This window comes from Streptomyces sp. NPDC006743 (assembly GCF_040703815.1).
Classification (GTDB): Bacteria; Actinomycetota; Actinomycetes; order Streptomycetales; family Streptomycetaceae; genus Streptomyces.
The window spans coordinates 1-7,692 of the sequence record NZ_JBEYJA010000110.1 but is presented as its reverse complement, the minus strand read 5'-3'; the positions used below and the strand labels follow the sequence as shown (position 1 = coordinate 7,692).

The window sequence follows — 7,692 nt, the reverse complement described above, 5'->3', positions numbered from 1 at the left end:
TCGAGCTGCCCGTCGCCGTTTTTGTACTGCTCGGGGGTCGGCCCGCCCCCTTTGCCCGCCGCCGCGCGGCGGCGGTACGAGCGCCGAGGGGCGTCACGTCGCCGGGATCACCCGGTAGCTCAGCATGTTCCAGGGAAGGTTCTGCTGGGCCAGGGAACCGGTCCGCCAGGGGGTGGCGCCGGTGCATCCCGCCCCGGAGAAGAGTTCGAGGGCCCAGGAGCCGGACACCACCTGGACCGACACGGCGGCCTTGGAGAGCGTGTGGCAGGTGCCGGGATCGGTGAGATCGGCCTTGGTCACGGTGCCGGTTCCGGTGGGGCCCGAGTAGAGGTACGCGCCTTCCTGGAGGGGCGGCCAGCCGGCGGCGCCAGCGGTCCCGGCTCCGAGTCCGAGCAGTGCGGCGGCGGCGGTCAGCGCGGCGGCAGCACCGGCGATCTTCTTCGGCATGAGCATGTACCCACCTTGTCCTGGATGTGTGACGAACGAGTGAGGAACGTTTGCGTGCGGCCGGCCGTGCCGCCCGAAACATGCTTGCACCTTCAAGCATATGCGCGGGAGGGCGGATCCGGCCATGGGGAGGTGTCCTGGTTCCCGGTTTGACGAACGACACATCACACCTGCTCGACGTCACCGGTTCAGCCGGTTACTTTGGAGGGTGGAATTCAGTCACCTGTGAGGAGAGTGATGTGGAACATGTATTTCTGTGCGGGACGCCCGCCCTCGACTTCCTGGGCACCCTTCAGGCGCGACACGCACCGGATCCGGTGGAGAGGATCGGCACCCCGCGGCTCCTCGACTCCTGGCTCGTGGAGTCCGGGCTGCTCGACGAGGCACCCCGGGCCGAGGACGCGGACCTGCGGGCCGCCGTGAACCTGCGCGAGTCGATGTACGAGCTGGTCACCGCGCGCCGCACCGGTGAACCGTTTCCGCCCGCCGCGATGACCGCCCTGAACCGCCAGGCCGCGAAGACACCCGTGGCGGTGCGGCTCGCGGCCCACGGGAGGAGCCGCACCGGATCGGCCGCGCAGGCGCTGACGGACCTGGCCCGCGAGACCGTCGGCCTGCTCGCGAGCGCGGAGGCGGTGCTGCTGCGTGAGTGCGCACGCCCCGGGTGCACCCAGGTCTACCTCGACCGTTCCCGGGGACAGCGGCGGGAATGGTGCGTGATGAGAACCTGCGGGAACCGTGTCAAGTCCGCCGCCCTGCGGGCCCGTCGCCGCCGGTGAACGCGGCTGAGGGCCGACGGCCGCGGTCCCCCGGTCACCGTCTTCTGTGACGGTGACCGCCGGCTCCCCTCCGGCCGTCCGCGCCCGTGCCTTCCGCGGACACCGGAGCCGGTCGTCCCGGCGCCTGGCGGTAGCCGTGCTCGCGCGCCTCGCGCACGAGCCGGCCCCGTGACGACCGGACGAGGGCACGCTTCAGCCACCGGTCGGGGCCGCCGTGAAGCAGGACGCCGTGCACCCGGCGCCCGTCCTGCCGCCCGGCCGGCGCCGGGCCCCGGAACGGAGGCCCGCGTCGGCTTTTTCGGTCACGGACCGCGCCGCCGTCACCGGTACGACGGCCGCCGGAAGCGGGGTCAGCACGACGAGGAACGTGGAACCCCACACGGCCCTGACCGCGACCAGCGCCGCCACGGCCGGCAGAGCGACTGGGCGCCCCCGCCGTCCGCGGAGAAGCGAGCCGGACCGGCTTCGGGTGCTGCTGGGCGCCGGACCGCTGGAGTGGGCTCCGCATACATACATGTTAGGTAGCCGCGTTGAAACGATGTCAAGGGGTCTTTCATCCCCGGCCTTGGAAAACGAGGTTTCAGTGCAGGTCTGCCAGCATTTATCGCTTCCTGGATCGATCGACATACATAACGAATGAGTAACCGGGTGGGTGACGGTGGGTGTGGTCATGGTTGCCGGCGTGATACATCTGCACGACCGCCCGGCGAACGCCACACGTACTCCGTACCGGGTGCGCCGCCGGGGCGGCCGCGTGCCGGCCCGGCAGAACTCCACTGCGTTTCCGGCAGACCGAGACCTGGTCCGCGGCCCGTCCACGGCCCTGGACCGGCATGGAGAAAGGCACACGACCATGACCTCACCGAAGGTCGCCGCGTCCTCCTCGCGGAGCACCGAAACCGCCGAAGAGGGCTATGAACGGGGACTCGGCAGCCGCCAGGTCCAGATGATCGCGATCGGCGGCGCGATCGGCGTCGGTCTCTTCCTGGGCGCGGGGGCGAACATCGCCAAGGCCGGGCCCAGCCTCATCCTCATGTACGCCCTCGCCGGCCTGATCATCTTCTTCATCATGCGGGCACTGGGCGAACTGCTCATGTACCGCCCCGTCTCGGGTTCCTTCGCGGAGTACTCCCGGGAGTTCCTCGGCCCGTTCTTCGGCTACTTCACCGGCTGGACGTACTGGCTGATGTGGGTGGTGACCGGCATGGCCGAGCTGACGGCCGCCGCGATCTACGTCCACTACTGGTTCCCCTCCGTCCCGCAGTGGGTGACCGCGCTGGTGTTCCTGGTCGTGCTGTTCGTGGCCAACCTGATCTCCGTGAAGCTGTTCGGCGAGATCGAGTTCTGGTTCTCGATGGTCAAGGTGACCGCGCTGATCGGCATGATCGTCATCGGTCTGGGCGTGCTGACCTTCGGTTTCAGCCAGGCAGGCGGCACCGCTTCGGTCTCCAACCTGTGGCAGTTCGACGGCTTCTTCCCCAAGGGCGTCGGCTCCTCCCTGATGACGCTGCAGGGCGTGATGTTCGCCTACCTCGCCGTCGAACTGGTCGGGGTCACCGCCGGTGAGTCGGAGGACCCGGAGAAGACCCTCCCCAAGGCCATCAACACCCTGCCCTGGCGCATCGCCCTGTTCTACGTCGGCGCCCTCACCGTGATCCTGTGCGTGGTGAAGTGGACCGAGTTCGCGGCCGGGGTCAGCCCCTTCGTGAAGGCGTTCGCCGTCATCGGCATCCCGGCCGGCGCGGGCATCGTCAACTTCGTCGTCCTCACCGCGGCCCTGTCCTCCTGCAACTCGGGCATGTACTCCACCGGCCGCATGCTGCGCACCCTGGCCGACAGCGGCGAGGCGCCGCAGGCTTTCAGCCGTCTGTCCGCCACCAAGACCCCGGCGCTCGGGATCACCGTCTCCGTCGCCTTCATGGCCATCGGCGTGGTGCTCAACTACATCGTCCCGGAGAAGGCCTTCGGCTACGTCACCTCCGTGGCGACCGCGGCCGGCATCTGGACCTGGCTGATGATCCTGATCAGCCACGTGCGCTACCGCAAGGCGGTCGACGCGGGCCGGCTGCCCGCCTCCTCCTTCCCCGCGCCGGGCGGCGCGGTGTGCTCGTGGATCGCCATCGTCTTCCTGCTCTTCGTCACCGGCCTGATCGCCTACGACGCCGACTCCCGGGTGTGTCTGTACGTGATGGCGGGCTGGGCCGTCGCCCTGGGCATCGGCTGGACGGTCCTCAAGTCCCGCGACGCGCAGGCCACCGAGCGTCGCGAGCCGCAGTGGGAGCGCACCGGCTGACGACCTCCACGCACCGCACGGGCCGTCCCCTCGCCTTTCCGGCGTCGGGCGGCGCGTGCGGTGCTCGTGCCTCGCCTGCCCCGCGCACCTCACGGCCGCGCGGCAGGCCGGGCGACACATGAAAGCAACATGTCGGTCACACAGGGTGGTTGTCACGTAACTGACGCCCTGTTAGTTTTCTGGTACCTGCGATCAGTTCCACCGGCACGGCACACATGTGCCGCATCCGCCGGACATCAGCGGCACCTGAACCAGGAGGCTGTGCAGCATGTCGGAAGGCATTCACGTCCGCCCCGCGGATCTCGTGGCCGTGGCGGACGACATCGCGTCCAGTGCCGGCTCCACCTCCCGGGTCGCGGAGGCGCTGCGGCAGCTCACGGCCCCGGACGGCCGCGCCTTCGGGAACGGATCGGGCGGCGCGGCGGCGCACACCGAGTACCAGCGGGTGCACGAGGACCTGACCCTGCTGACGAACGGCATCAGCAGGCACCTGACCGCTCTCAGCGAAGCCATGAGCCGCGCGGCGCACACCTACAGCGCGGCGCAGGCGCACGCGATGGAAGCCATTCTCCGGCTGAGCTGACCCATGGACATCAACGACGCCATCGCCGGCTGGATCACCCAGGTCATACGGGAACTCGGCGATCCGTCCTCCCTGCACGAGCACGGCCAGGAACTGGCCGCCCACGGACAGAGGCTGCGTGCCCTGCGCGACACCCTCGAGGAGACCGCGGGGAGCGCGGCCTGGGAGGGCCCGGACGCGCCCGCCTACACCAAGGCACTCGACGGTCACCTCGACCTGATGGCCCGCACGGCCGAGGTGCTGGAGACCACGGGGCAACAGGCCCAGGACCACGCGGACAAGACCTGGCTCATCGTCAAACAAATCATCGGCATCATCCTGGAGATCCTGGAGATCCTGGCCGTCGGCATGGCGCTGAGCTGGCTGGGCGGGCTGGCGCTGGACTGGGTGTGGGCACGTGTGCTGCCGCTCATGGAACGCGTCCTGACCGCACTCGCCAGGTTCCGCGCCGCCCTGGCCGAGTTCACCCAGTTCCTGCGCGCCGCGGGGAGTGCCGCGGGCCGGACGGGTGAGCGGCTCGGCGAGGGCCTGGGCAAGCTCACCGAGAGCCTTGTGATCGACGTCCTGCCGGCTCAGGCGCGGGCCTACCCGGGCTTCTACGTGTCGCTGGCCGTGCCCAAGCTGCTGAGCGGACGGCCGGTGGACTGGAAGGGCAACGCCTGGCAGCTCGCCGTGTTCTTCGGTTTCGACACAGGCCTCGGGCTGGCCGAGGGCGTCCTGGAGCAGACGGCGCTCGGTGCGGGGCTGAAGCGCCTCATCACCGGGGAGAAGGCCGTCGACGACGCCGCGGCGGCGTCCGAGAAGGAGGCCGCGGGATCCACCAGAGCCCTGACGGAGGAACCCGGCCCCGAGGCGACGGCCGGCCCGGCCCGGCCGTCCCCGGCACCGGAGACCGGGCCGGCCCCGGAGTCCGGCACGGCCCTGCGGGAGGAGGCGCCCGGGTCGCCGCAGCCGCGTCCGCAGGGGCGGCCGGAGCCCGGCGGAACGCCCGAGCCGCAGGGCCTGACGCCTCCGCCCCCGGAGCCCGTCCGGCCCACTGAGTCCGTAGGGCCCACCGATGCCGTCCGGCCCCCCGAGTCTGTCCGGGCCACCGAGTCCGTCCGGCCTCCCGAGTCTGTCAGGCCCCCCGAGTCTGTCCGGGCCACCGAGTCCGTCCGGCACCCCGAGCCTGTCAGGCCCCCCGAGGCCGTCCGGGCCACCGAGGCGGGTCCGGCGCGGGCTCCGCGTCCGGAGGCGGCACCGGAGGTCACGCCCGCGCGCGCGTCCGGGGAAGCCGCGGCCGGCCCCACCCCACCGCCGAGCCCGCGCCCCGCGGACGCCGACGCCGATGCCCTGAAGGGGAGCGGGAGACCGGCCCAGGAGCCGGCCGGCCCGCCGCGCGAGAACCGGGGCACGCTCGCCGCCCCGAAGGACGAGGCCTCCGGTGCGGCCACGGCACCGGCACCGCCCGCGCGTCCGGCTGCTGTGCCACCCCGTCCGCCCGCGCGTCCGGCGGGTGAGGCGCCGACGTCGCCGCCCGTGCGCGAGACGGAGCCAACGGCGGTCGCGGAGCAGTCCGGGCGCACGTCGCAGAGCACTGTCCCGCCGAGCGGTACGAGCGGCGCGCAGGCGTCCGCGCGGGGCACGCGGGCGGAGACGGGAAGGACCGACGCCGGCGGTCCCGCGCCCGGCGCGGAGCGCACCGTCACGGAGTCCGGCAGGGCCGCCCCGGCCGAACCGGCGCGGGTGAGCACACCGCGTCAGGAGAGCGCGCCGCCTCCGTCCGGGGCCCAGGGCGAATCGGCGTCAGCCGGCACCCGCCTGGCGACCGAGTCCAGGGCCGGGACGACCGACGTGCCACGTCCCCGACCGGAGGCCACGCGCACCGAAGTCGCGCCTCGTCCTGCTGAGCCTGTGCAGCGTCCTGCCGAAGTCGTGCCACGTGCCGGGGAACAGACGCCACGCCCCGCCGACACAGCGCCTCGCCTTGCCGAGCCGCAGGCTTCGGCGGAAAGCCGGCCTCCGGGGGTGGCTGAAACCGGGACCGGGGCCGCTCGGTCGTCAGCGCCGACCGTGTCCGATGCTTCCGGCACCGCTGCCAAGGGCGCCCCCGTCGCCAAGAGCGGTGACGGGGCCGTGGCGGCACGGGAAACCCGTGCCGAGTCGCCCTCTCCCGTGCGCGAACAGCGCCCCGGGACGTCCGCGGAGAACGGGAGGGAGGCGCCGGCCGGGACGGCGAACGCGGCCGGCGCCGCCCGTACGGCGGAAGCATCCCGACCCACCGCGCAGCGGGCTTCCTCGGAGGAGGCCGCTACGGTGCGGGAGACGCCGGCCGGTACCGCGCGCGCGGATTCCCCGGTACGTACCGGGGAGACGCGCTCCCGTCCTGAGCGGGCCTCCTCGGAGGAAGCCGGGGCCGGGGGCGATGCGTCGGTCCGTGCCACGGAGGAGGGGGCCGTCACGCGCGCCGCGGAGGGTCCCGCCCCCGCAACGACCGTGGTGGACGGCTCCGCCGCGACCTCGATGTCCAGGGCCGACGAGGTGGAGGCGATCCTCAGCCCCCGCGCGGTCGGCACGCCCGCGAAGAACGGCGCTCCTGCCGACGCGGCGAGCCCGGCCGCCTCCGCGCGCCCGCCGGTCGGGACCAGGCCAGTGGAACCGGGGCCGGACGCCGGGAGCGTACCGTCGCCCGGACCCGTACGGCCCGAGAGCCCGGGCGGCGGGACGTCGCCGGGACCGGGCGAGGTGCCGGCAGTCCGTCCGGAACCCACCGGTGCCCCGGAGTCGGCCGTGCGTCCGGAGCCCGCCGGGCCGCCCGAGCCCGCCGGAGCCCCCGAGCCCGGCGGCACGGGAGCCCGGGAGGCGGTACCGGAACCGCGGCCGGGCACACCACGACCGCCCGGGGAGGAGCCGGGTCCTGCCGGGGAATCGCCGTCGGGCGGCCCGTCGAGGGGGGAGGCGGGCGGACCCGCGGGGGCTGGGCGGAGCCCCGAGCCGTCGCCCGCCCCGGCGGCGGGGAGCGTGCGCTCGGCCGGGGAGTCCGCGTCCTCGGCCTCCGCCGCACCGGAGCCCTGGTCCACGTGGAGCACGTTCAAGGGACAGAAGTTCCGCGAGGCCCTGTACTCGGGGCTCAAGGAGGGCTTCAACGTCACCGTGGGCAACCTCATGACCAACGGGGTCGTCCAGCACATCACGGGCGTGCGCCTCACCGCCGGCGAGTGGGTCTTCGAGTTCCTCGGCGGTGGCCTCGCCACGCTGCGGCACGGCCTGTACAAGTGGAGTGCCGTCGGCGAGAGATGGGCCTACCGCAACCAGCCGCCGGGCGGTCTGGTCGTGAACCGCTGGCTGTCGGAGACACCCATCTCCTGGGCCTACTACGCCATGTACCTGACGGCCAAGGACGCCGTGAAGAGCGGTGTCTTCGGCGCCCCGGTGTACAGCGAGCTGAACCCCGCTCCGGCCGAGGACTGACCCCCCGCGGCCCGGCCGCACCCACACGTGCGGCCGGGGGGCCGCCGGGGCCCCGCGAGGGGGGCGGCCCGGCCCCACGGGACCCGCCCCCGCGTCCCCCCGCGAACGATGTGTGCTGCTGCTAAACCAACCTCCACCCA

At 72.9% G+C, this 7,692-nt stretch carries 5 protein-coding genes; 4 read left to right on the top strand and 1 reads right to left on the bottom strand.

Translation table 11 applies throughout. From position 1 onward, the window contains the following. Positions 1-93 precede the first annotated feature (93 nt). Positions 94-453, bottom strand: a complete 360-nt coding sequence (locus ABZ719_RS36820; protein WP_366729527.1) for a hypothetical protein — start codon at positions 451-453, stop codon at positions 94-96. Between the two features lie 233 nt (positions 454-686). Here ABZ719_RS36820 and ABZ719_RS36815 point away from each other — a divergent pair, with 233 nt between their 5' ends. The 4 genes from ABZ719_RS36815 (at position 687) to ABZ719_RS36800 (ending at position 7,552) form a co-directional block, all read left to right on the top strand. Next, complete coding sequence (locus ABZ719_RS36815; protein WP_366729526.1) at positions 687-1,226, top strand: ABATE domain-containing protein; 540 nt, start codon at positions 687-689, stop codon at positions 1,224-1,226. A gap of 853 nt (positions 1,227-2,079) precedes the next feature. Then, on the top strand, positions 2,080-3,519 hold the full coding sequence (locus ABZ719_RS36810; RefSeq protein ID WP_366729525.1) for an amino acid permease: 1,440 nt from the start codon (positions 2,080-2,082) through the stop codon (positions 3,517-3,519). A gap of 268 nt (positions 3,520-3,787) precedes the next feature. Continuing rightward, positions 3,788-4,102 (top strand): hypothetical protein, encoded by a 315-nt coding sequence (locus ABZ719_RS36805; RefSeq protein ID WP_366729524.1) that lies wholly within the window; start codon positions 3,788-3,790, stop codon positions 4,100-4,102. Between the two features lie 3 nt (positions 4,103-4,105). Further along, positions 4,106-7,552, top strand: coding sequence for a hypothetical protein (locus ABZ719_RS36800; protein WP_366729523.1), 3,447 nt, complete (start codon positions 4,106-4,108; stop codon positions 7,550-7,552). Positions 7,553-7,692 lie beyond the last annotated feature (140 nt).

What these genes read in the sequence shown, in the direction of transcription:
- ABZ719_RS36820 (WP_366729527.1), bottom strand. Translation starts at nt 453, where the DNA reads ATGCTCATGCCGAAGAAGATCGCCGGTGCTGCCGCCGCGCTGACCGCC.
- ABZ719_RS36810 (WP_366729525.1), top strand. Translation starts at nt 2,080, where the DNA reads ATGACCTCACCGAAGGTCGCCGCGTCCTCCTCGCGGAGCACCGAAACC.
- ABZ719_RS36805 (WP_366729524.1), top strand. Translation starts at nt 3,788, where the DNA reads ATGTCGGAAGGCATTCACGTCCGCCCCGCGGATCTCGTGGCCGTGGCG.
- ABZ719_RS36800 (WP_366729523.1), top strand. Translation starts at nt 4,106, where the DNA reads ATGGACATCAACGACGCCATCGCCGGCTGGATCACCCAGGTCATACGG.